Below are 21,621 nucleotides of genomic sequence, written 5' to 3'. Positions count from 1 at the left end.
TGTTCGAGTGAGCCTCCGCGATCTTGGTGTCGGCTACGCGACGGTGAGTTCCACCTGGAGCTCCACCTCGACCGGCGCGTCCAGCGGCAGTACCGCCACGCCGACCGCGCTGCGCGCGTGGACGCCCTTGTCGCCGAAGACGGCGCCCAGGAGTTCGCTCGCACCGTTCAGCACGGCGGGCTGGCCCGTGAAGTCGGAGGCCGAGGCCACGAAACCGACGACCTTCACCACGCGCGCGACACGGTCCAGGTCTCCGGCCACGGACTTGACGGCGGCGAGTGCGTTCAGCGCGCAGGTGCGGGCGAGTTCCTTGGCCTCCTCGGGGGTGACCTCCGCGCCGACCTTGCCGGTCACGGGCAGCTTGCCGTCCACCATGGGGAGCTGGCCGGCGGTGTACACGTACACGCCGGACTGGACGGCCGGCTGGTACGCGGCGAGCGGCGGGACGACCTCGGGCAGCCTCAGCCCGAGTTCCACGAGCTTGGCCTCGACGGCGCTCACGGCTTGGGCCGCTTCAGGTAGGCCACCAACTGCTCGGGGTTGTTCGGCCCGGGCACGACCTGGACGAGCTCCCAGCCGTCCTCGCCCCAGGTGTCCAGAATCTGCTTCGTGGCATGGACGAGCAGCGGCACGGTTGCGTATTCCCACTTGGTCATGTGGCCGACTTTATCCGCTGCCCGGCCGCTGTCCGGCACGGGTTCCGCCGCTGTCCCCGGTCGGCTCGGCGGCCCGGACAGGTGGGGGCCGACAGACGGGGAGGGCACAAGTTGTCCACAGCCTCCCGCGTACGCCGCGCGCGGACTGGTTAGGCTCGAATACGTGAGCAGGCTCCAGGTCGTCAGCGGCAAGGGCGGGACCGGAAAGACCACGGTCGCCGCCGCACTCGCGCTCGCCCTCGCGACCGAGGGGAAGCGCACCCTCCTGGTCGAGGTCGAGGGCAGACAGGGCATCGCGCAGCTCTTCGAGGCAGAGGCACTGCCGTACGAGGAGCGGAAGATCGCGGTGGCACCCGGGGGCGGGGAGGTGTACGCGCTGGCCATCGACCCCGAACTGGCCCTGTTGGACTACCTCCAGATGTTCTACAAGCTGGGCGGGGCGGGCCGGGCCCTGAAGAAGCTCGGCGCCATCGACTTCGCGACCACCGTCGCGCCCGGCCTGAGGGACGTGCTGCTGACCGGCAAGGCCTGCGAGGCGGTGCGCCGCAAGGAGAAGAGCGGGCGGTTCGCGTACGACTACGTGGTGATGGACGCGCCACCCACCGGGCGCATCACCCGCTTCCTGAACGTCAACGACGAGGTGGCGGGCCTCGCGAAGATCGGCCCGATACACAATCAGGCCCAGGCCGTCATGCGGGTCCTGAAGTCACCCGAGACGGCCGTGCATCTGGTGACGCTGCTGGAGGAGATGCCCGTCCAGGAGACGGCGGACGGCATCGCCGAGCTGCGGGGCGCGAAGCTGCCGGTGGGACGGATCATCGTCAACATGGTGCGGCCGGAGGTGCTGGACGCCGACGAGCTCGAGTTCGCGCGCGCGGTACCGCGGACGGCCGTCGCCAAGTCCCTGTCCACAGCGGGCCTGGGCGGCGCGCGGCGCGGCGGCAACGCCGAGCGGCTGGTGGAGCCGCTGCTCACCCAGGCCGAGGAGTACGCCGAGCGGTACACCCTGGAGCACGAACAGCGGGGCGTACTGGGCGAGCTGGACCTGCCGCTGCACGAACTGCCGTTGCTCGCCGAGGGAATGGACCTGGCGGGCCTGTACGAACTGGCCACGGAACTGCGTCAGCAAGGGATCTCATGACTCCGGACCCGGCCGCCGCGCACGATTCGGCGCACTCCCCCGACGGACACCGCGTGGTCAGCTCGACCCGCCCCCTCGCGGTCGATCCGCTGCTCGACGCCCCGGAGACCCGCATCGTGGTGTGCTGCGGCGCCGGCGGTGTGGGCAAGACGACCACGGCGGCGGCCCTCGGGCTGCGGGCCGCGGAGCGTGGCCGCAAGGTGGTCGTGCTCACCATCGACCCGGCCCGGCGGCTCGCCCAGTCCATGGGCATCGACTCGCTGGACAACACCCCGCGGCGGGTGAAGGGCATCGACGGGGACGGCGAACTGCACGCCATGATGCTCGACATGAAGCGCACCTTCGACGAGATCGTCGAGGCGCACTCGGACCCCGGCCGGGCCTCCGCGATCCTGAGCAACCCGTTCTACCAGTCCCTCTCGGCGGGCTTCGCGGGCACGCAGGAGTACATGGCGATGGAGAAGCTGGGCCAGCTGCGGGCCCGGGACGACTGGGATCTCATCATCGTCGACACTCCGCCGTCCCGTTCGGCGCTGGACTTCCTGGATGCCCCCAAGCGGCTCGGCTCGTTCCTCGACGGCAAGCTGATCCGGGTACTGCTGGCGCCGGCGAAGGTCGGCGGGCGGGCCGGCATGAAGTTCCTGAACGTCGGCATGTCGATGATGACGGGCGCCCTGGGCAAGCTGCTCGGCGGTCAACTGCTGAAGGACGTCCAGACGTTCGTGGCCGCCATGGACTCGATGTTCGGCGGCTTCCGTACGCGCGCGGACGCCACGTACAAGCTGCTCCAGGCGCCCGGCACCGCCTTCCTGGTGGTGGCGGCGCCCGAGCGGGACGCGCTGCGCGAGGCGGCGTACTTCGTGGAGCGGCTGGCCGCCGAGGACATGCCGCTGGCCGGGCTGGTGCTGAACCGCGTGCATGGCAGCGGCGCGGCTCAGCTGTCCGCCGAGCGCGCGCTCGCCGCTGCGGAAAATCTTGACGAGCCCCGCATTGTGGATCATATGGACGGGAAAGCAGTTCGTAACTCTCCCGACACGTACGGCAGTTCAGACAGTTCAGCCAGTCCCGACTCTCCCGCGACGACCGGCACCGAGGACGGCTCCCCCGCCCCGGACGAGCAGAACCAGGCCGTTGCCGACCAGAACGTCACCGACCAGGACGTCACTCCGGACCTGACCGTGGAACAGCTCACGGCAGGCCTGCTCAGGCTGCACGCCGAGCGGATGCGACTGCTCTCCCGGGAGCAGCGCACGCGCGACCGCTTCACCGCGCTGCACCCCGAGGTGCCCGTGGTCGAAGTGGCCGCACTGCCCGGTGATGTCCACGACCTGGCGGGTCTGCGGGACATCGGGGACCGGCTCGCGGCCATCGGGCCGGAGCTGCCTACCTCCGACAACTGAACCTCTGCCGACCGAACCCCACCGGCGAACTCCTGCCGGCGAACTCCTGCCGGACGACCGAGACTTTCGACAACGACCCGAAGACCTTCGACCGTCCGAGAACCGTACGCCCGTCCGAGCACCGAACCATGCCCGACCGCCGATCCACGTCTCGGGGCACCCGAGAGCCGGCACACCTGCCCGACGCGCCGACACCTCAAGGGCGCCCTCGACCGACGTGACCCGGAAGGGCCTCGTCCTCAGCCCACCGCCGCGTAGTTCTCGTACATCTCGTCATCGTCGAGCGGCAGAATGCCCGCGCCACGCTCGTACTCCGTGCGCGCGGTCTCCAGCAGCCTGCGCCACGACGTGACGGTCGGACGCCTGCGCAGCAATGCGCGGCGCTCGCGCTCCGTCATGCCTCCCCACACGCCGAACTCGACGCGGTTGTCCAACGCGTCCGCCAGGCACTCCGTGCGTACCGGGCATCCGGTGCACACTGCCTTGGCCCTGTTCTGCGCTGCTCCTTGAACGAACAGTTCATCCGGATCGGTAGTGCGGCAGGCGGCCTGCGCACTCCAGTCGGTTACCCAGCCCATACCGGCGCCGTCCTCTCCCGAATCGAGGCTCCCCCACGGCGGCAGCGGCATATTCACCGCCGCCAGTTGAGGACGTTACGGAAGGTGGGCACAGCGCAACACCCCCTTCGGGCCCAATCTTGAATGGCCCGAACGGACTATGCGTAAGCGGCAGATCACCCGCGGGAGTGACCTGAGGACATACATGACTATCCCGACAGAACGGGACAGTTGACATGCGTCACAACGGACACCGAATGACACACGAGGTGGATTCGGACACGGCTCCGGAAAAAAACCGTAAGAACGTCAGAACGATTCGGGCTCGCTGGACGTACTTGATACAAGGGCCTACGGCTGTGACAGTTGAGAGCAGCTTAGGCCAACGCCTGTGCGCGTGTCCGGCGAATGAGAACGTAGACAACCGTTCATGTTCGTTCACGCCTCCGCGCCGCCCACCCCCTCGACCAGCCCGGCGCGCACGGCCCGGTCGTAGAGCCGGTGGGACCACTCCCCCGCGTCCGCCGCGGGCCGCGTCGTCAGCACGGGGTTCGGGCCGGTCTCGATGAGGTGCAGCAGGCTCCAGGCGACGCCGTAGCAGTCGTCCGGCCCGAAACAGCCGGCCAGCGCCGCCGCCTCTTCGTGCGACACCGGCCCGTGTACGGCGTTCAGTTGCGCCACCCGTCTGTCGATCTCGTCCTCGCTCGCGTCCCAGTCGGGCAGGGGGCCGTCGGCGACGAACGTACGGACTTCAGGTCTCATGCGCCGGATCATCGACGGCCGCCCCCGTGAGCGGCAACGGATGTCACGATCCGGCACCCGTACCCCTCTGGACCCACCTGCTCCTTCGGAACGGTCGTCGCTACGGATTAGGCTGCCCTCATGCCAAACAAGCGCTCGGGTGGTGGTCTGTCCCCCACACAGCAGGCCGCCAAGTTCCTAGGTGTCAGCGTGCTCGCCGGTGCCGTGATGGCGGGCATCGCCCTGCCCGCGGTCGGCGCACTCGGGCTGGCGGCCAAGGGTTCCGTCGAGGGGTTCGACGAGCTCCCCGCCAATCTCAAGCAGCCGCCGCTGAGCCAGCGCACCACGATCCTCGACAGCAAGGGCGACTCGATCGCCACGGTGTACAGCCGCGACCGTACGGTGGTCGACCTCAAGGAGATCTCGCCGTACATGCAGCAGGCGATCATCGCCATCGAGGACGCCCGGTTCTACCAACACGGCGCGATCGACCTGAAGGGCATCCTGCGCGCGCTGAACCGGAACGCGCGGGAGGGCGGTGTCGCCCAGGGCGCGTCCACGCTGACGCAGCAGCTGGTGAAGAACGTGGCGGTGGAGGAGGCCGGTGACGACCCGACGCTGGTCGCCCAGGCCACCCAGCAGACCCTCGGCCGGAAGATCAACGAGCTGAAGAAAGCGATCCAGATCGAGGAGGAACTCGGCAAGAAGAAGATCCTCGAGAACTACCTGAACATCACGTTCTTCGGCCAGCAGGCCTACGGTGTCGAGGCCGGCTCCCAGCGCTACTTCTCCAAGTCCGCCAAGAACCTGAAGGTCGAGGAGGCCGCGCTCCTGGCCGGCATCGTGCAGTCGCCCAGCCGGTACGACCCGGTGAACGACCCGCAGGAAGCCACCAAGCGGCGCAACACCGTGCTGCAGCGCATGGCCGATCTCGGTGACATCTCGCAGACGGAGGCCGACAAGGCCAAGGAGAAGCCGCTCGGCCTGCACATCAGAAAGCCGAAGAACGGCTGCATCACGGCCGTCAAGGGCGCGGGCTTCTTCTGCGACTACGTGCGCGAGGTGTTCCTGAACGACCCGATCTTCGGCAAGTCCAAGGAGGACCGGGCCAAGATCTGGAACCAGGGCGGTCTGACGATCCGGACGACCATGGACCCGAAGGCCCAGAAGTCGGTCCAGGCCTCCGTCAAGAAGCACGTCAGGCAGAAGGACGAGGTGGCCACCGCCGCCACCATCGTGGAGCCCGGCACCGGCAAGATCCTCGCCATGGGGCAGTCGAGGCCGTACGGCCTCGACACCAAGAAGAACGAGACGTCGATCAACCTCTCGGTCGACGAGTCCATGGGCGGCGGAGCGGGTTACCAGCCCGGTTCGACGTTCAAGCCGATCGTCGCCGCGGCCGCCCTCGAGGACGGCATGGCCCCGACGAAGTCGTACTCCGCGCCGTACAAGATGGAGTACCCGAGCCCGATCTCGGTCTGCGGTGGCAAGAACTGGGTGAACACCGACGGCGCGGACCTCAGCAACGAGAGCGAGTCCGAGGTCGGCCCGTACTCGATGAAGAAGGCGACCGCGCTGTCGGTCAACACCTACTTCGTGCAGATGATCGCGGACATCGGCATCTGTCCGGTGACGAAGATGGCCAAGAAGATGGGCGTCGAGCGGGCCGACGGCGACAAGATCGGCCAGAACCCGTCGATCGCCCTGGGCACCCAGGAGATGTCACCGCTGACCATGGCGAACGCGTACGCGACCTTCGCCTCGCGCGGCATGTACTGCACGCCGGTCGCCATCGAGTCCATCACCCAGCGGGTCGGCGAGAAGTCGAAGTCGCTGGAGGTCCCGAAGTCGACGTGCTCGCGCGCCATGTCCGAGAACACCGCCGACACCATCAGCGCCCTGCTCAAGGGCGTGGTCGAGGACGGTACGGGTACGGAGGCGGGCCTCGGCAGCGGCCGTCCCAGCGCCGGTAAGACCGGTACGACGGACGAGCGTTACGCGGCCTGGTTCGTGGGCTACACCCCGAACATGGCCGGTGCCGTCTGGGTGGGCGACCCCGCGCACAAGCGCCGCATGGTGAACATCCCCATCGGCGGCCAGTGGTACGCCAAGGTCTTCGGTGGAAAGGTCCCCGGCCCGATCTGGCGCGACATGATGACCGGCGCGCTGGAGGGCAAGCCCAATCCCGACTTCAACCGCGTCTACATCCCCGACGAGCGGCCGGACCGCGGCCGCGGGGACGACGACAACGACAATGGGAACGGCAACGGGAACAACGACGACAACGGCAATGGTGACGACGACGGGTTCATCGGCGGCACCGACGGCGGCACCACCTTCCCGACCCCGGAGTTCTCCATCCCGGAGAACTGGATCCAGGGCCAGACCAACGGCGGGAACAACGGGAACGGCAACGGTGGGTTCGGCTGACAGCCGCGGTGACGGGTCGGCTGACAGCCGCGGTGACGGGTCGGCCGACGGTCACGGTGACGGGTGGCCCGACAGCTACGGTGACAGGCTCGGCCGACGGTCACTGAGCGGTTGAATGGATACGGCGGTGGGGGCGCCCCTGGAGAAGGGGCGCCCCCACCGCCGTTGTGCTGGAGAGCGGCGTCAGCCGGAAGGCTGCTCAGCCGCCCGCGAGCTGCTGCTTGACGAGGGCGGCGACCCGGCCGCCCTCGGCGAGCCCGGCCACCTTCGGGTTGACGATCTTCATGACCTGGCCCATCGCGCGCGGGCCCTCGGCGCCGGCGGCCCGTGCCTCCTCAACGGCCTGGACCACGATCTGCTTCAGCTCCTCCTCGGACAGCTGCTTGGGCAGGTAGTCGGCGAGGATCTCGCCCTCCGCCTTCTCCCGCTCGGCCGACTCGGTACGACCACCCTGGGCGAAGGCGTCCGCGGCCTCGCGGCGCTTCTTCGCCTCCTTGGTGATCACTTTGAGCACCTCGTCGTCGGAGAGCTCGCGCTTCTCCTTGCCCGCGACCTCTTCCTTGGTGATCGCGGTGAGCGTCAGCCGGAGCGTCGAGGAGCGGAGCTCGTCGCGCCCCTTGATCGCCGCGTTGAGGTCTTCCTGCAGCTTCGACTTGAGCGTGGTCATGGCGCCGATTGTCGCAGGTGTGGTGCGGGAAGCGCGCCTTGATTTCGCTGGTACGTGCGGATCGGTCGCCGCTCGGGCTGATCGGCTGGTCGCCGCTCGGGCTGATCGGCTGGTCATGGGATCCGTGGTCGGTTGGTCATGGGATCCGTGGTCGGTTGGTCATCGGATGCGTGTCGGTTGCTCATCGGATGCGTGGTCGTTGCTGATCGGATGCGTGGGCCGGAGTGAGTTGTCCACAGCGGGAGTTGGCGATCGGCCGTGATGGCCGGTGGTTGTCCACAGGCGGCGCTCGGGTTCGGCGGGGTCTGACACGATGGACGCATGCGAGCGCGATACGGAGTACCTCTGGGGATCGCGGCGGTCGGTGCCGCCGGTGTGGTGTACGCGGCGGGTTTCGAGGCCCGCTCCTTCCGGCTGCGGCGGGTGACGGTGCCGGTGCTACCACCGGGCATGCGGCCACTGCGCATACTCCAGGTCTCCGACATCCACATGGTGAGCGGGCAGCGCAAGAAGCAGCGCTGGCTGCGGTCCCTGGCCGGGCTGCGCCCCGACTTCGTGATCAACACCGGGGACAACCTCTCCGACCCGGAGGGCGTCCCCGAGGTGCTGGACGCGCTGGGTCCGCTGATGGAGTTCCCGGGCGCGTACGTCTTCGGCTCGAACGACTACTACGGCCCGAAGCTGCGCAACCCCGCCCGCTATCTCCTGGAGAAGGTCCAGGGCCGCCACGGCCTGAACGGCAACAAGCCGGTGGTGGGCGCCATCCACAACCCGTGGGAGGACCTCCGGGACGGCTTCGACGGGGCGGGCTGGCTCAACCTCACCAACACCCGCGGCACGCTCAAGATCGAGGGCATGTCGGTCGAGCTCACCGGCCTCGACGACCCGCACATCAAGCGGGACCGCTACGCCCGCGTGGCCGGCGGCCCGTCCGACTCCGCCGACCTCTCGCTGGGCGTCGTCCACGCCCCCTACCTCCGCACCCTCGACGCCTTCACGGCCGACGGCTACCCCCTCGTGCTCGCCGGCCACACCCACGGCGGCCAGCTCTGCGTCCCCTTCTACGGCGCCCTCGTCACCAACTGCGACCTCGACACGGACCGCGTGAAGGGCCTCTCCACGCACACGGCCGAGGGCCGGACCGCCTACATGCACGTCTCCGCCGGCTGCGGCACGAACCGCTACACCCCGGTGAGGTTCGCCTGCCCGCCGGAAGCTTCACTGCTGACGCTGGTGGGGCGGGAGGAATAGGGCTGCGGCGGGATTGTGGGGGCTGAGGGGGTGCGGGTGCCGAGGGGTGTGGGTGCATGCGTCTTGGCGAGGATCGCCGGTAGGGCCTGGCGGTAAGGCCTGCCGGTAAGGCCTGATGGTTCAGGCTTCCGCTGAGGTCCTGGTGGTTCGGTTCGGGTTGGCGCCGGGGCGTGACCCGTACGGATCGCCCCGAATAGCCCGTTTCATCCGGGCGTCTTAGCGTGAGCGCATGACCGCACCGATACCCAGGGACATCCCCGACCTGCCCGCGATCTCGGGCATTCCCGCGCCGGTGACGTCCGTCGTGCCCGCGACGGCGGTGGTTGAACCGACCCGACGCCCACTGGCAGCGACGTGCCGCGCCCTGGTAGCGCTGGCGGCGGCAGCGGCCGTGGTGACCGAGATGACGCTGGGCAGCCCCCTGCGCGCCCTCAACCATTTCTCGGTCCAGAGCACGGTCCTGGTGGCACTGGTCTTCGCCGCCTCGGCCCGCCGCGCCTGGTCGGCCCGCCGCCCCCTGCCGTCCCCGGTGACAGGCGGCACGGTTCTCTACGCCGTGATCGCGGCCCTGGTGTACCACCTGATCCTGATGAAGGACCCGACGGCCTTCTCCCTGACGATGACGCCGACGGGCGCCCCGGCCACCCCCACCGGCTGGCTCGCCTTGACGAACCTCGCCTTCCACACGGTGATCCCCCTCGTGGTGGTGGCGGACTGGCTGCTGTTGACCCGCCCGGCCCCGCCACGCCTGACCCACGCGGCGGCCTGGCTGCTCTACCCCCTGGCGTACCTGGCGTACACGCTCGGCCGAGCCGCTCTGGTGACCCCCGACTGGCCGGCCCCGTACCTCTACCCGTTCCTGGATGTCGACCGCCACGGCTACAGGAGCACCCTCGGCAACGCCCTCCTCCTGGGCCTCGCCTTCTACGCCCTCGCCCTCCTCCTCATCGTCGTCGACCACGTCCGCCCCGACCTCGTACACCCCCGCCGTGGCCGCCCCGACCGCCACGACCGCCGCCCCGAAAACCGGATTTCGTCTCAAGCCACCGGTGGGCTAAAGTAAACGACGTCGCCGCGACAAGCAGCGACAATCGGGGTGTAGCGCAGCTTGGCAGCGCGCTTCGTTCGGGACGAAGAGGTCGTGGGTTCAAATCCCGCCACCCCGACAGCTAAGCAGCAGGTCAGAGGGCCCTTACCGAATCGGTAAGGGCCCTCTGGCGTTGCCGAGAGGCGTGGAGAGACGAGTCGCCGGTGCCGCCCGAAGCCCTCGTTGAGACCCGGGGTCAGCAGTCACCTCAGGTTGTGTCGCGTGGCGGGTACGGCAGGTTGTGTCACGCGTCGGCGTGCCCCTCTGCGCGGTGCGGGGTCCGCTCGGCACGGTGCGGAAGGCGGTCATCCCGGTCCCGGGGAGGGCTCAGGGTTCTGCGGCTGGTCGTGATCAAGGTCACGCCTTGCAACGCTGGAACCGTCCCGGGCGTATGGACGTGCAGACAGGGGGAAGCGCGTGGGTGCCGTGCCCCATCGGGACAGGCCTGCATGGGCCGACGAGCGGATACGAGTACGGATTACATGGATTCGATCCACGACGACGTAGCGGAGTTCGCGTTGCTCCTGACGCGTCTGAAGGAGCGCACCGACCGCAGCTACGCGGCGCTGGCCCGCCCCCTGGGCATTCACGCCTCCACCTTGCACCGCTACTGCGCCGGAGAGGCAGTCCCGCACGACTTCGCTGGAATCGAGCGGTTCGCCGCGCTCTGCGGTGCCTCCCCCGCGGAACGCATGGAGCTGTACCGCCGGTGGATCCTGGCCGCCGCCCCGCGGCAACGGCCACGCCCGTCCCCTGCCCGGCAGGCACCAGCGCCCCACACCACCACAAGTGCGGTGGCCTCGGTCACGCCCGTGAGCGAGGCCGCATCGGCCGTCTCTGCGGGCGGCAGCAGGTCGGCCGTGGAGGCTCCCGAGCCGATCTCGCCGGCCGGCCAGCGCCCCGGGTCGGCCTCACCGCCCTCGCCTCGGCTCCACGGCGGGCGCCCTCGACGGCGAGCCTGGCGATCGATGACGCTGGCAGCCTCGCTCGTCGCCGCGCTCCTCGGTCTCACCACGTCCGCCGACGGTCCCCCCTCCGCCTCGGCCACGGCCAAGGGCGACGGCGAGCCGAACCGGGCAAGCGTCGGCACGGCCCCGCAGGCGGCCCCTCTCACCTGGACGGCCGACTCGCACACGCGCGGACTCAACGGGTGCGGCGAGGACTATGTCCTCGCCAAGCCTCCACAACAGGTCCCGCCGCCCCCGCACCCCGAGGACATCGCGGCGTGGGCCACCTCCCAGCGGGCGGTGCACGGGGGCTCCACGACCGTGCGGATCACGGTGCAGGGACGCGGCTCCGCCGCTGTCGTGCTGGAAGCCCTGTACGTGCGCGTGGTCAGCCACGCCACCCCTGCCGCCGGCCGGGGCTCCGTCTACTCCTTGAGCGACGGCTGCGGCGCCGCCCTCATCCCCCGCTTCTTCTCCGTGAACCTCGACGCGCAGCAGCCCCGGGTCCGTTCGATGCCCGGCGACGACGGGGCGGGCAAGTCGATCCCCGCGATCGACTTCCCCTACCAGGTGTCCTTGCAGGAACCCGAAGTCCTGGTGGTCTCCGCGCTGAACGAGTCCTGCGACTGCGACTGGTACCTCAACCTCGCCTGGTCCTCACAAGGCCGCACCGGCACGGTCCGCATCGACGACAACGGCCGGCCCTTCCGCACCATCGGCACCAAGGGGCTGCCGGGCTACCGGTACGACCGCATCTATCACCAACCCGGTCGCTGGGTCCCGCTCCCCGCCGCCAACATGACAGCGGGGAGCGGCGGCTGACGCATCAACGGGCCCTCGCTGAGCGGATGCGTCGTCAGCGGGCGCTCGTGGTGCGGATGTCGGTGACGCCCTTGAACGCGTCCGCCTTCACGACGAGGTGGGTGGTCGTCGTCGGCGACTCCCCGCCGCCGAAGCTGTGGGTGACGGCGATCTCACGGCTTTCGCCGTCGCCGGTCACCGTCCAGTCCACCGGAACGTTGCGGGCGCGGAGCACACCGTCCATCTTGTTCTTCTTCTCCCAGGCCGTCAGCTTCTTGGCGAGGGTGGGCGTCAGGTAGTGGGCGCGCAGCGCCTTGGCAAGTGCCTTGTCCGGGCCCCGGGGCGCGTCCTTCGCGTCGACGTACGCGCCGTAGAAGTCGGCGACCTGGGTCACCGAGTCACCGGTCCTGCCACTGACCGACCGCACCGCGGCGGACGCCTTGGCGGGGGCGGTGCTCGTGGTGCGGATGGCCTTGATGCCGTCGACCGGCTCCAGCTCCACGACGAACCGGGTCTTCGTCGTCGGTGATTCCCCGGCGCCGCCGAAGGTCAGGGTGACGACGACCTCCAGGCCCTTGCTGCCCTCGCTCACCGTCCACCGCGTCGGGACGTTCTGGGCACGCAGGAGCCCGTCCGCCTTGTTCTTCTTCTCCCAGGCCGTCAGCTTCTTGGCGAGGGTGGGCGTCAGGTAGTGGGCGCGCAGCGCCTTGGCAAGTGCCTTGTCCGGGCCCCGGGGCGCGTCCTTCGCGTCGATGTACGCGCCGTAGAAGTCGGCGACCTGGGTCACCACGTCACCGTTGAAGCCACTGATCGACCGCACCGCGGCGGACGCCTTCGCGGATGCCTTGGCGGGGGCGGCGGGGACGGCGGCGTGTGCCACCGCCTGCGCCGAGACAGCGAGCCCGAGGGCGAGGACGAGCCCGGCGGCGACGGCCGTACGGCGTCCCGGACGACGGAGTGCGTAGGTGTTCCTGCTGTTCCTGCTCATGTCGTGTCTTCCTTCTCATCGTGGTCCGTATGGGTCGCTCCCGGTCCGCGTCGGCTCTCCCGCCGAATGCGCCCGCCGACGTCTCGCCACCCGTCCGCGTCCGCTCCGAGGACATGACGGCCCGACCGCCCGAGCGGGCAGGAGCCGGCCGAATGTCCCCGCCCCCGAGAATTCGTGGGGGGCGGGCGCCGAAGGATGCCGAACGCCACGCGTCGGGCACCAGGGCACACGGATGCCCGGTACGCAGGCACAGGGCGGGAGTCGTCACCAGGCGCCACCGGAGTTTCGATCCACCCCGGCCGGTGCGACACCCATAGCTTCGAAGACACCGGGGACCCACCGCAATCACCGTCGCCCAACCCGCGACGACGCAACCGTCCCACCCACTCTGAGCTGCGCAAACAAGCACTGGCTGAGACGCCTTCCTGGGACGCGGAGACGACCCCGTGCCGTCTCGGCCGGACCGAGAGGCCGTGGGTTCCGGTTCCGGCACGCCGACAGTCGGCAGCGGTGCGGAAAGGCCGTTGCCGGACGCGGCGGGAAGCGCTTCGTCCGGCACCGGTCCCTCCCCTCGTGGGGACCGGTGCCGGACGGCGCGGGGGTCGCGTCCCACGTCGTTCCGCTCGGCAAGCCCCTCACCGGACACAAGGGCTACATTCGCCCTCGTCCTCAGTCCGGACGGCCGCACGCTCGCCAGCGGCAGCGCGGACGGCACCATCCGCCTGTGGAACGTGGCCGACCCGGCCCGGTCCACCCGGCTCGGCGGGCCGCTCACCGCCCACCGCGGCTCGGTCAGCGACCTCGTCTACAGTCCGGACGGCAGGACGCTGGCCAGCGGTGGCGGCGACGACACGGTCCGGCTCTGGGACGTCTCCGACCCGCGCGAGGCGACCCGGCTGGGGTCCCCGCTCATCGGCCACACCGAGGCGGTCGTCTCCCTGACCTTCAGCCCGGACGGCCGGACCCTGGCCAGCGGCGGCGACGACAGCACCGTCCATCTCCGGGACGTCGCGCACCCCGCCGACGCCTCCCCCATCGGCCAGGCGATGAGCCCCAACGCCAAGACCGGCCAGTTCCTGTCGTTCAGCCCCGACAGCCACATGCTCGGGGTGTCCAGCGGCGCCGACACCGTACGGCTGTGGAATCTGGCCGTCGACGACGCCGTACGGCACATCTGCTCGTCGACACGCGGGGTGCTCACGCGGGAGAAGTGGGACGAGTACCTGCCTCGGCTGTCGTACGAGCCGCCGTGTGAGGGTGTCTGACCAACGTTTGGGCGGCTCTCAACGGCCGCCTAACAAACGTTTGGCGGATCAGCATCTCGCACGTGATCCCGATCACAACTTGTCAACGCAGTCGAGCAGTCGGCTCCCGTCCAGGGACCAGCCTTGTTAGCCTTGGCCATAGCCCGGTCGCTGGTGCATCCCCCGTCGCCAGCGACCGGGCCCTTTCATGCCTCCGACGGGACGTTTCATACCTCGGACGGGCCTTTCACACCTCCGACGGCAGGGTCGTCTTTCATACCTCCGACGGCACGGTCGTCTTTCACACCTCCGACGGCAGGGTCGTCTGGGTCGTCTCGCCCCACGGCGTACCGGCCGGCCACGGGCTCTCGGGACGCGTCTGCACGGCGCTCATGCCCACCCCGTCGAATGCGGCGTTGCGGGCGACCCCAACTGACGGCCCCTCAGCCAATCAGGGCGCGGTCCGCCCGCCTCCCGACGCAGCCCGGCGAAGGGGCGCCGCCGCCCTCAGCCGTTCCAGGCCTCGTCGTAAGGGTCCTGGGGGGCCTTGACCGGCTTGGTGGTGGTGACGTGGAGGTAGGGGACGGCGGTGCCGTTGAGGGGGTCCTTGGTCCGCTGCGGGGTGTAGGTGCCGGTGACCTCGATCCAGGTGTCGGGCTGGAGGACGGCGGGGAGTTCGCCGGTGAGGGCGACCTTGACGGGCTGGGCGTCGGCGGCACAGCAGTTGAGGGCCATGCGGACGAGGTACGGCCTGCCGGACTCGTCGAACGCGAGGAAGCCGGTGACCTTGAGCGGGCGGCCGGCGAGGGCGCGGCCCTTGTCGTAGACCGCGCGGCCCGCGTAGTCGGCGACGCTCAGCCGGAGGGGGCCGTCGGCGGGGAGGGTGGGGTAGCCCCAGGGCTGCTGCTGGAGTGCCGTGCCGGTGCGCATGGCGGTGTAGGACCCGGCGGCGGGCGGGGCGACCAGGACGAGGGCGAGCAGCGGGAGGACGAGTAGCCAGGAGACCCGGGGTTCGTGAGGGGTGTGCGGCTCGTGGGCCTGTTGCTCGTGTCGCCGCGCCCGGCGTTCGTACCAGACCGTGGCGACGGCGGCGGCTATGAGGACGATGCCCGCGCCGATGAGGAGGGGGCGGAGGCCGGCCTTGACGTAGCGGAGGTAGAGGTCGGTGAAACCGGCGTGGAGGAGGGCGCCGCCGGTGAGGAAGAGGATGACGGTCTGGGCCTGACGGTTCACAGGAGCACCGCCCCGACGAGGGCCGACACCAGGATCGCGAGGGCGAAGGTGGCGGGGGCGAAGCGGAGCGCGAAGGCGCGGCCGAAGGTGGCGGTCTGCATGGCGAAGAGTTTCAGGTCGATCATCGGGCCGACGACCAGGAAGGCCAGCCGGGAGGTCAGGGAGAACTGGGTCAGGGAGGCTGCCACGAACGCGTCCGCCTCGGAGCAGATCGAGAGGAGGACGGCCAGCACCGCCAGGGCGAGGATCGCGATGACGGGGTGGTCGGCGGCGGCGTTCAGCCAGCTCGCCGGGACGACCGCCTTGAGCGTGGCCGCCGCCATCGCGCCGACGACCAGGAACCCGCCCGCGTGCATCACGTCGTGCCGCACCGAGCCCCAGAAGGCCGCGCCCTTGCTCTGGCCCTCGTAGGACGGCCGCTCCGGCGGGTTCATCCACTCGCCGCGCCCCAGCCGTTGCCACAGCCAGCCCATCAGGCAGGCGACCAGCAGGCTCGCCACGAACCTGGCCAGCACCATCTCGGGGTTCCCCGGGAAGGCCACGGCGGTCGCCGTGAGCACGATCGGGTTGATCGCGGGGGCGGAGAGGAGGAAGGCGAGCGCCGCCGCAGGCGTCACGCCCCGGCGCACGAGGGCGCCCGCCACCGGCACCGAGGCGCACTCGCACCCCGGCAGCACCACCCCGGCCATGCCTGCCGCCGGTACCGCCAGCGCGGGCCGCTTCGGCAGCGCGCGGGCGAAGAACGACGCCGGCACGAACACCGCGATGGCCGCCGACAAGAGCACGCCGATGACCAGGAACGGCAGGGCCTGCACGACCACCGCGACGAACACCGTCATCCAGCTCTGCGTCACGGGCGCGGACAGCAGACCGCGCAGGGGGCCCTGTGCCACGACGGCCAGGACCAGCAGCATGGTGAGGAGGAGGGGTGGGTCGAGGTGCCGACCGCGGTGGGGGGCTTCTTCCTTGGTTGTGGCCACGGGGGACGGTACCTCTACCTCCGTAGGGAACGGCTGTGCCGAGTGGGCCGGTTCGGCCCCCTCCCTCCCCATACGTCGCTCGAAGCGGGGTTGCTCACGGCCACCGAAAAGCTCTTTTAGTAATGGGATCCATTTTCATGTAGCGTTCCGGTCCACCACCTGTGGAGGAGGACCCCATGGCCGTACCCAAGCGGAAGATGTCCCGCAGCAACACCCGTCACCGTCGCGCCCAGTGGAAGGCGAGCACACCGCACCTGGTGCCGTTCACGGTCGACGGCGCCACCCACCTCGTACCGCAGCGGCTGCTGAAGGCGTACGAGCGCGGGCTGATCCACCCCGAAGGCTGAGAGCGCGGCCATGGCGTACGAACGGCTGCCCGTCACGGTCCTCTCCGGGTTTCTCGGCGCGGGCAAGACCACCTTGCTCAACCATGTCCTCGCCAACCGCGAGGGGCTTCGCGTGGCGGTCATCGTCAACGACATGAGCGAGATCAACATCGACGCCGCCCTCGTGCGCGGCGGCGAGGCGGCGTTGTCGCGCACGGAGGAGCGACTGGTCGAGATGACCAACGGGTGCATCTGCTGCACCCTGCGCGACGACCTGCTGGAGGAGGTGGACCGGCTGGCGCGGGAGGGGCGTTTCGACTATCTCCTCATCGAGAGTTCGGGGATCTCCGAGCCGATGCCCGTCGCCGCGACCTTCGCCTTCGCGCGCGACGACGGGGCCACGCTCGGGGATCTCGCCCGGCTCGACACCATGGTCACGGTCGTCGACGCGGTGAACTTCCTGCCGGAGCTGGCGGGCGGTGACGAGCTCGTGGCGCGGGGGCTCGACCAGTACGAGGACGACGAGCGCACCGTCAGCGATCTGCTGATGGACCAGGTCGAGTTCGCCGATGTGATCGTGCTGAACAAGCTCGACCTCGTCGACACGGCGACCGCCGAGCGGCTCGCGGCGACGCTGGCGCGGCTCAACCCGGCGGCGCGGATCGTGCCGGTCAGCCAGGGCCGGGTGCGGGTCGCGGAGGTGCTCGGCACGGGGGCGTTCGACCTCGAACGGGCCCAACGGGCGCCGGGGTGGGTGCGGGAGCTGAACGGGGAGCATGTGCCGGAGACCGAGGAGTACGGCATCTCCTCGACCGTCTTCCGGTCCGAACTGCCCTTCCATCCCGGGCGGTTGTGGACCTTCGTGACCGAGGCGCTCGACAGCGGTTCCTTCGGGCATGTGCTGCGCTCGAAGGGGTTCTTCACGCTCGGCAGCCGGCCGCGTGTCCTCGGGCTGTGGTCCCAGGCCGGGTCCGTCGCCCGCTTCGAGCCGTCCGCCGTCCACGACGAGGACGCCCCGTACGCGCAGGAGCTGGTCTTCATCGGGACGGGGCTGCGGGCGGATGCGCTGCGCTCGGCCTTGGCGGGTTGCCTGGTGAGGGAGGACGAGGCTGCTGCCACGTCGGCCCTCGATGACCCGTTCCCGGCGTGGGACACGTACGGGGTCGTCTGCGAGTGAGGGGGACTGGTCGCGCGGTTCCTTCCCCGCGCCCCTGAAAGGCAGGGGGTTACGCCCCCGTCCTCGTCCGTCTTCCCAACAGCTCCGCCAACCCCCGTCGCGTGGCCGCCAGGACCACGCGGTCCTCGGCGCGCAGGACGTAGGTGGGCGGCAGGTCCCAGACGAGGCCCGACCCCGCCGCCGCCCCCGGTGCCCGCTCGGTCCGCGACTCTCCGGGCGCGGCCGTGTCGAGCGCCAGCACACGCCAGGCCCCCGCCCGGAAGGCCTCGGCGACGGTGCGGCCCTCCAGGCGGGGGTGGCCGCGGACCTCGACGGCGGCGAAGAGGAGGACGCGGCGTTCGACGGGGATCGCGCCCAGGATCTGGCGGCCCATCATCGCGCCGGCGAAGGCGGGGGCCGCGAGGTGGGTGACGCTGCGGCTGCGGGTGAGGGCGCCCGGGTGGGCGGCGCGGAGGGTGCGGTAGACGGCGGTGGCGAAGTCGTCGTCGTAGAGGCGCAGGACGACGCGCAGGTCGGGGCGGACGGAACGGGCGTACAGGCCGGCTTCGAGGTTCGTCGTGTCGGAGCTGGTGACGGCGAGGAGGGCGTGGGCGCGGTGGATCTTGGCGGCCTCCAGGACGCCCTCCTGGGTGACGTCGCCCAGGATGACCGGCACCCGCAGGCGACGGGCCTCCGCGAGGCCGCGCGCCTCGGGATCCTCCTCGACGCAGACGACCGGGATGTGGAGTTCGCGCAGACGGGCGAGCACCCGGGTGCCGATCTTGCCGAGGCCGAGCAGGACGACGTGTCCGGAGAGGCCGCGCGGCGGCCTGCGCAGGGCGGTGCCGCTGCGGAACGTGCCGAGGGCCTCCAGCACGGCGGCCAGGAGCACGGGCAGGAGGAGTAAGCCCATCAGGCCGGAGAGGAGTTGGAGGATCTGGCGGGAGTCGCTCTGGTCGGTCGCCGGGTCGGCGATCCCGAAGAGGTCGAGGAGGGTCGCGTAGGTCGCCTGGAGCGGGTGCTCTCCGGTGATCACCATCTGGGCCACGGCCAGGGCGAACACACACCCGATCATCCCCGCGAGGGACCACCGCAGCCGGCGCGAGAGCAGCGATCCGAACGCCCCGAAGGCGCCCAGCGATCCGCCGCTCGCCCGGCCGGGCGGCAGCGCGGGTCCCGCGTAGCGCACGGTGTCGAGGACGACGGTTCCGCGTCCGGTGGCCTCGGCCACCGCCCGCTCGTCGGGCAGGAGTTGGGGGCCGCGTTCCCCGCTGCCCTCGGAACCCTCGGTTCCGGCCGGGTCGTTGGTGGTGGCCGACAGGAGCGCGAGCGTGCACAGGCCTCCCGGACTCTGGCCTCCCCGGCCCGGCGGGCGTTCCACGGCCCGCAGCATCAGTCCGTCCGTCTGGACGACCTTGCTGGTCCCGGCGACGGCGGTCGCGGCCAGCGCGGGCGCGGCGGTGTCGGCGTCGGACAGGACCGTCGTCGAGGCACCGAAGCCGTCGACCCCGTCGTCGGCGGCACCGCCCGCCGCCAACGCCGAGGCCTGGTCGAGGAGTTCCTCGATGTGCTGGCCCAACCGGCGGTTGTAGAGCCGCAGGACGAGCCGCAGACGCGGGTTGAGGCGCCGGGCGGTGAGGGCCGCGCGGATGTTGGTCTCGTCGTCGTCGTACACGAGCGCCAGCGCGGCGGCCCGCTCCACCCCGGCCTCGGCGAGCACCGCCTCGCCGGCTTCGGTGGCCTCCAGGACCCGCTCGCCGCCGTCCCGGGTGTTCGCCTCGCCGGCCCGGCTGTTTCTCTCGCCACGGTCGGCGGTGGCCGGATCTCCGGTGCCCGCTGCCCGGTTGACGGCCGCCGTGACCCGGTCGAGGAGCGCGGCGGCGGTCCGGGCGCGCCCGACGACCGGCCGCCGCGCGATCCGCGCGGTGGGCGGCACGACGAGTGTCACCTGTTCCCCGTACACGGTCCGCAGTTCGGCGGCGAGGCGGTGCGCCAGCCCGTCGTCCCCGCAGACGACCATGTGCGCGCCGGAGTCGGCGGCCGGCCCGCTCCGCCCGCTCGGCACGGGCTGCCGGCCCGCTCCGAGCGGACCGGACGGCGTGCCCGGTCCGGTCGTCCCGGGCGGGTCGGTCGGACCCGCCTGTCTGCCCGGACCGGTACGGCTGTTCTGCTGCGAAGGGCTCCCCACGAGGCAGAAGACTGCCTCATCGACGCGGCCGGTTCCTCGGTGATCCGGATCACACTCGACGGTGTGAGTGCGACGGCGGGTGGACATCCGTACTCAGGAGGGACGGGATGACGACGGTGTCCGGATGCGAGGATGGGGCGCCATGACCGCAGGGTGGGGTTCGCGCACGACACGCGCCGCGATGTTCGCGGCCGTCTGTGTGCTGCTTGCCGCCCTGGGCCACGTGATGATGTCCGGCAGCCATGTCCCCTGGTGGGCGATGGCCGCCGGGGCCGCCGCGACCGGTGCCGTCGGCTGGTGCCTGGCCGGACGTGAGCGCGGGCTGCCGCTGATCACGTCCGTCGTGGTCGCCGCCCAGACGGCCCTCCACTCGGGCTTCGAGTTGGCGCAGTCATCGGCCGCGACGGCCGCCAACAGCCATACGGGGGCGACGAGTTCGTCGGACTCGGCGAACCTCGTGGACATGGGTTCCGCCCACATGATTCACACGGTCCGCACGGGTGCGGCCGGTCACATGGACCATGTGGACCACACCGGGTACCTCCTGGACGGCTCGTCCGCGTCCTCCTCGTCGCTCCTGTCCTCGCTCGCGTCCCTGTACGCGTCCTCGTCCGGCATGCTCGCCGCGCATCTGCTGGCCGCGCTGCTGTGCGGTCTGTGGCTGGCGTACGGCGAACGCGCCGCCTTCGCCCTGCTGCGGGCCGTGGCCGGCCGGCTCGCCGCTCCGCTGCGGCTGCCGCTCGCGCTGCCCGTCGCGGCGGAGCGGCCGCGCCCCCGGGTGCGTCGCGGCCGTTCGGACCGTTCGCCGCGCGGGCTCCTTCTCGTCCATGCGATCACCTCTCGGGGTCCACCCGCCGGGACCGCTGTCATCTGACGACAGCCGGTGACCCGAGGCAGCCGTCGCGGCTCGCGCCTCGGGCTTCGGCCGTACGCCGCCCACGCGCGTGCCGTACGGCCGGCTTCCCTCCTCACCGGACCGCCGACGCGTTCCCACGTACGCGCCGCCCGCCCGTCTGCCTGTCCGTCTGCCTGTCTGCCTGTCTGCCTGTCTTTCGGGGTTTCGGTCTGTCGGTCTGTCGGTCTGTCGGTCTGCGCGGCTGTGTGCGCTCCCGTGCTCGTGTCGGTGGTCCGGATCCCGGATGACCCGAGAAGGACACCAAGGTGATCACCCTTACTCCCCCGCCCGCGTCGATCCCGCAGGCCAGGTCCACGACCGACGAGTCCATCACCGCGTGGGCGCTCGCCGCCCGCGGCGGGGACCCGGAGGCCGTCGAACGGTTCGTCGGAGCGCTCCACCGTGACGTCCAGCGGTTCGTCGCCCACCTCTGCGCGGACCCCCAGGCGGTGGACGACCTCGCCCAGGACACCTTTCTGCGGGCGCTCGGCAGCCTGCACCGGTTCGAGGGGCGCTGCTCCGCCCGTACGTGGCTGCTGTCGATCGCCCGGCGGGCGGTGACCGACAGCTTCCGGTACGCGGCGGCCCGGCCCCGGCTGTCCGACGTACCGGACTGGCGGCTGGCCGTCGAGCACGCCCAGCCGCGTGGGCTGCCCGGCTTCGACGACGGCGTCGCGCTCGCCGATCTGCTGGGCGCGCTGCCCGAGGAACGGCGTGAGGCGTTCGTCCTCACCCAGATGCTGGGGCTGTCCTACGAGGACGCGGCGGAGCTGACCGGTTGCCCCATCGGGACGGTGCGGTCCCGCGTGGCCCGGGCGCGGACCACGCTCGTACGGCTGCTGGCGGCGGCGGAGGGGCCTCGGGAAGAGGAGGTTGTGGTGGCTGCCTGAGGGTGCCCCGGGTATTCCTCGCCCCCGCCGCCCCTACCCGTCC

Annotated in this window: 19 protein-coding genes, 1 tRNA gene and 1 pseudogene; 12 read left to right on the top strand and 9 right to left on the bottom strand. The window is 70.8% G+C overall.

All coding sequences use genetic code 11. The annotated features are described in order from the left end of the window. Window positions 1-33: 33 nt before the first annotated feature. Both OG272_RS27870 and OG272_RS27865 read right to left on the bottom strand, forming a co-directional pair. Window positions 34-501 carry a RidA family protein gene (locus tag OG272_RS27870; RefSeq protein WP_326579615.1) on the bottom strand — a complete coding sequence of 156 codons (468 nt, stop codon included), beginning with the start codon at window positions 499-501 and terminating at the stop codon, window positions 34-36. Beyond that, a complete protein-coding gene (locus OG272_RS27865; protein WP_086785308.1) occupies window positions 498-656 on the bottom strand; it encodes a DUF4177 domain-containing protein in 159 nt (52 codons plus the stop codon). Before OG272_RS27865 ends, OG272_RS27870 begins: the two co-directional genes overlap by 4 nt. 163 nt (window positions 657-819) lie before the next feature. On the opposite strand from OG272_RS27865, the gene OG272_RS27860 reads away from it, so the two are divergent. Further along, the gene (locus tag OG272_RS27860) at window positions 820-1,797 is read left to right on the top strand and encodes an ArsA-related P-loop ATPase (RefSeq protein WP_326579622.1); all 978 of its coding nucleotides are present in this window, start codon (window positions 820-822) and stop codon (window positions 1,795-1,797) included. Next, on the top strand, window positions 1,794-3,197 hold the full coding sequence (locus OG272_RS27855; protein ID WP_326579624.1) for an ArsA family ATPase: 1,404 nt from the start codon (window positions 1,794-1,796) through the stop codon (window positions 3,195-3,197). The genes OG272_RS27860 and OG272_RS27855 overlap by 4 nt, the downstream gene beginning before the upstream one ends. A 239-nt stretch (window positions 3,198-3,436) precedes the next feature. Here OG272_RS27855 and wblA read toward each other — a convergent pair whose 3' ends face one another. Next, window positions 3,437-3,775 carry a transcriptional regulator WblA gene (gene wblA / locus OG272_RS27850; protein ID WP_326585690.1) on the bottom strand — a complete coding sequence of 113 codons (339 nt, stop codon included), beginning with the start codon at window positions 3,773-3,775 and terminating at the stop codon, window positions 3,437-3,439. Between the two features lie 417 nt (window positions 3,776-4,192). Then, entirely contained in the window at window positions 4,193-4,516 is a 324-nt protein-coding gene (locus tag OG272_RS27845) for a hypothetical protein (RefSeq protein WP_326579626.1), read from the bottom strand. 120 nt (window positions 4,517-4,636) lie between these two features. Between OG272_RS27845 and OG272_RS27840 the strand changes: the two genes are divergently transcribed. Then, complete coding sequence (locus OG272_RS27840) at window positions 4,637-6,925, top strand: transglycosylase domain-containing protein (RefSeq protein ID WP_328223765.1); 2,289 nt, start codon at window positions 4,637-4,639, stop codon at window positions 6,923-6,925. A gap of 199 nt (window positions 6,926-7,124) precedes the next feature. Here OG272_RS27840 and OG272_RS27835 read toward each other — a convergent pair whose 3' ends face one another. Further along, window positions 7,125-7,592 carry a GatB/YqeY domain-containing protein gene (locus OG272_RS27835; RefSeq protein ID WP_326579630.1) on the bottom strand — a complete coding sequence of 156 codons (468 nt, stop codon included), beginning with the start codon at window positions 7,590-7,592 and terminating at the stop codon, window positions 7,125-7,127. 321 nt (window positions 7,593-7,913) lie between these two features. Here OG272_RS27835 and OG272_RS27830 point away from each other — a divergent pair, with 321 nt between their 5' ends. The 4 genes from OG272_RS27830 (at window position 7,914) to OG272_RS27815 (ending at window position 11,699) form a co-directional block, all read left to right on the top strand. After that, a complete protein-coding gene (locus tag OG272_RS27830) occupies window positions 7,914-8,843 on the top strand; it encodes a metallophosphoesterase (RefSeq protein WP_326579632.1) in 930 nt (309 codons plus the stop codon). 229 nt (window positions 8,844-9,072) lie between these two features. Continuing rightward, window positions 9,073-9,906 carry a Pr6Pr family membrane protein gene (locus OG272_RS27825; protein WP_327728434.1) on the top strand — a complete coding sequence of 278 codons (834 nt, stop codon included), beginning with the start codon at window positions 9,073-9,075 and terminating at the stop codon, window positions 9,904-9,906. A gap of 29 nt (window positions 9,907-9,935) precedes the next feature. After that, window positions 9,936-10,009, top strand: a tRNA-Pro gene (locus OG272_RS27820). A gap of 403 nt (window positions 10,010-10,412) precedes the next feature. Further along, complete coding sequence (locus OG272_RS27815) at window positions 10,413-11,699, top strand: helix-turn-helix domain-containing protein (RefSeq protein ID WP_328223763.1); 1,287 nt, start codon at window positions 10,413-10,415, stop codon at window positions 11,697-11,699. Window positions 11,700-11,733: 34 nt separating this feature from the next. On the opposite strand, the gene OG272_RS27810 is transcribed toward OG272_RS27815, so the two are convergent. Further along, window positions 11,734-12,666: a hypothetical protein gene (locus tag OG272_RS27810; RefSeq protein WP_328223762.1), complete on the bottom strand. Its 933-nt coding sequence runs from the start codon at window positions 12,664-12,666 to the stop codon at window positions 11,734-11,736. Between the two features lie 607 nt (window positions 12,667-13,273). Between OG272_RS27810 and OG272_RS27805 the strand changes: the two are divergent. Then, window positions 13,274-13,931 (top strand): annotated as a pseudogene (locus OG272_RS27805) (WD40 repeat domain-containing protein); the annotation flags it as partial. Window positions 13,932-14,417: 486 nt separating this feature from the next. On the opposite strand, the gene OG272_RS27800 reads toward OG272_RS27805, so the two are convergent. Both OG272_RS27800 and OG272_RS27795 read right to left on the bottom strand, forming a co-directional pair. Then, window positions 14,418-15,143: a TIGR03943 family putative permease subunit gene (locus tag OG272_RS27800; RefSeq protein ID WP_328223761.1), complete on the bottom strand. Its 726-nt coding sequence runs from the start codon at window positions 15,141-15,143 to the stop codon at window positions 14,418-14,420. Next, window positions 15,140-16,123: a permease gene (locus OG272_RS27795; protein ID WP_326579642.1), complete on the bottom strand. Its 984-nt coding sequence runs from the start codon at window positions 16,121-16,123 to the stop codon at window positions 15,140-15,142. The genes OG272_RS27800 and OG272_RS27795 overlap by 4 nt, the downstream gene beginning before the upstream one ends. Window positions 16,124-16,299: 176 nt before the next feature. Between OG272_RS27795 and rpmF the strand changes: the two genes are divergently transcribed. Next, the gene (rpmF, locus tag OG272_RS27790) at window positions 16,300-16,470 is read left to right on the top strand and encodes a 50S ribosomal protein L32 (RefSeq protein WP_326579645.1); all 171 of its coding nucleotides are present in this window, start codon (window positions 16,300-16,302) and stop codon (window positions 16,468-16,470) included. 10 nt (window positions 16,471-16,480) lie between these two features. Continuing rightward, window positions 16,481-17,626 (top strand): GTP-binding protein, encoded by a 1,146-nt coding sequence (locus tag OG272_RS27785; RefSeq protein ID WP_327728438.1) that lies wholly within the window; start codon window positions 16,481-16,483, stop codon window positions 17,624-17,626. Window positions 17,627-17,675: 49 nt separating this feature from the next. Here OG272_RS27785 and OG272_RS27780 read toward each other — a convergent pair whose 3' ends face one another. Then, entirely contained in the window at window positions 17,676-19,625 is a 1,950-nt protein-coding gene (locus tag OG272_RS27780; RefSeq protein ID WP_327732158.1) for an NAD-binding protein, read from the bottom strand. Between the two features lie 310 nt (window positions 19,626-19,935). Between OG272_RS27780 and OG272_RS27775 the strand changes: the two genes are divergently transcribed. After that, window positions 19,936-20,667 (top strand): hypothetical protein, encoded by a 732-nt coding sequence (locus OG272_RS27775; RefSeq protein WP_328506490.1) that lies wholly within the window; start codon window positions 19,936-19,938, stop codon window positions 20,665-20,667. Window positions 20,668-20,954: 287 nt separating this feature from the next. Beyond that, window positions 20,955-21,578: a sigma-70 family RNA polymerase sigma factor gene (locus OG272_RS27770; RefSeq protein WP_405895137.1), complete on the top strand. Its 624-nt coding sequence runs from the start codon at window positions 20,955-20,957 to the stop codon at window positions 21,576-21,578. Window positions 21,579-21,621 lie beyond the last annotated feature (43 nt).

The sequence above is a fragment of the Streptomyces sp. NBC_00104 genome (assembly GCF_045160825.1).
In the GTDB taxonomy this organism is placed as follows: Bacteria; Actinomycetota; Actinomycetes; order Streptomycetales; family Streptomycetaceae; genus Streptomyces.
This window is presented reverse-complemented; position numbering and strand designations above follow the sequence as displayed.

Coding starts and splice junctions, on each gene's coding strand:
- OG272_RS27865 (WP_086785308.1), bottom strand. CDS start 656: ATGACCAAGTGGGAATACGCAACCGTGCCGCTGCTCGTCCATGCCACG.
- OG272_RS27855 (WP_326579624.1), top strand. CDS start 1,794: ATGACTCCGGACCCGGCCGCCGCGCACGATTCGGCGCACTCCCCCGAC.
- wblA (WP_326585690.1), bottom strand. CDS start 3,775: ATGGGCTGGGTAACCGACTGGAGTGCGCAGGCCGCCTGCCGCACTACC.
- OG272_RS27845 (WP_326579626.1), bottom strand. CDS start 4,516: ATGAGACCTGAAGTCCGTACGTTCGTCGCCGACGGCCCCCTGCCCGAC.
- OG272_RS27840 (WP_328223765.1), top strand. CDS start 4,637: ATGCCAAACAAGCGCTCGGGTGGTGGTCTGTCCCCCACACAGCAGGCC.
- OG272_RS27835 (WP_326579630.1), bottom strand. CDS start 7,592: ATGACCACGCTCAAGTCGAAGCTGCAGGAAGACCTCAACGCGGCGATC.
- OG272_RS27830 (WP_326579632.1), top strand. CDS start 7,914: ATGCGAGCGCGATACGGAGTACCTCTGGGGATCGCGGCGGTCGGTGCC.
- OG272_RS27825 (WP_327728434.1), top strand. CDS start 9,073: ATGACCGCACCGATACCCAGGGACATCCCCGACCTGCCCGCGATCTCG.
- OG272_RS27815 (WP_328223763.1), top strand. CDS start 10,413: ATGGATTCGATCCACGACGACGTAGCGGAGTTCGCGTTGCTCCTGACG.
- OG272_RS27810 (WP_328223762.1), bottom strand. CDS start 12,666: ATGAGCAGGAACAGCAGGAACACCTACGCACTCCGTCGTCCGGGACGC.
- rpmF (WP_326579645.1), top strand. CDS start 16,300: ATGGCCGTACCCAAGCGGAAGATGTCCCGCAGCAACACCCGTCACCGT.
- OG272_RS27785 (WP_327728438.1), top strand. CDS start 16,481: ATGGCGTACGAACGGCTGCCCGTCACGGTCCTCTCCGGGTTTCTCGGC.
- OG272_RS27780 (WP_327732158.1), bottom strand. CDS start 19,625: ATGGTCGTCTGCGGGGACGACGGGCTGGCGCACCGCCTCGCCGCCGAA.
- OG272_RS27775 (WP_328506490.1), top strand. CDS start 19,936: ATGACCGCAGGGTGGGGTTCGCGCACGACACGCGCCGCGATGTTCGCG.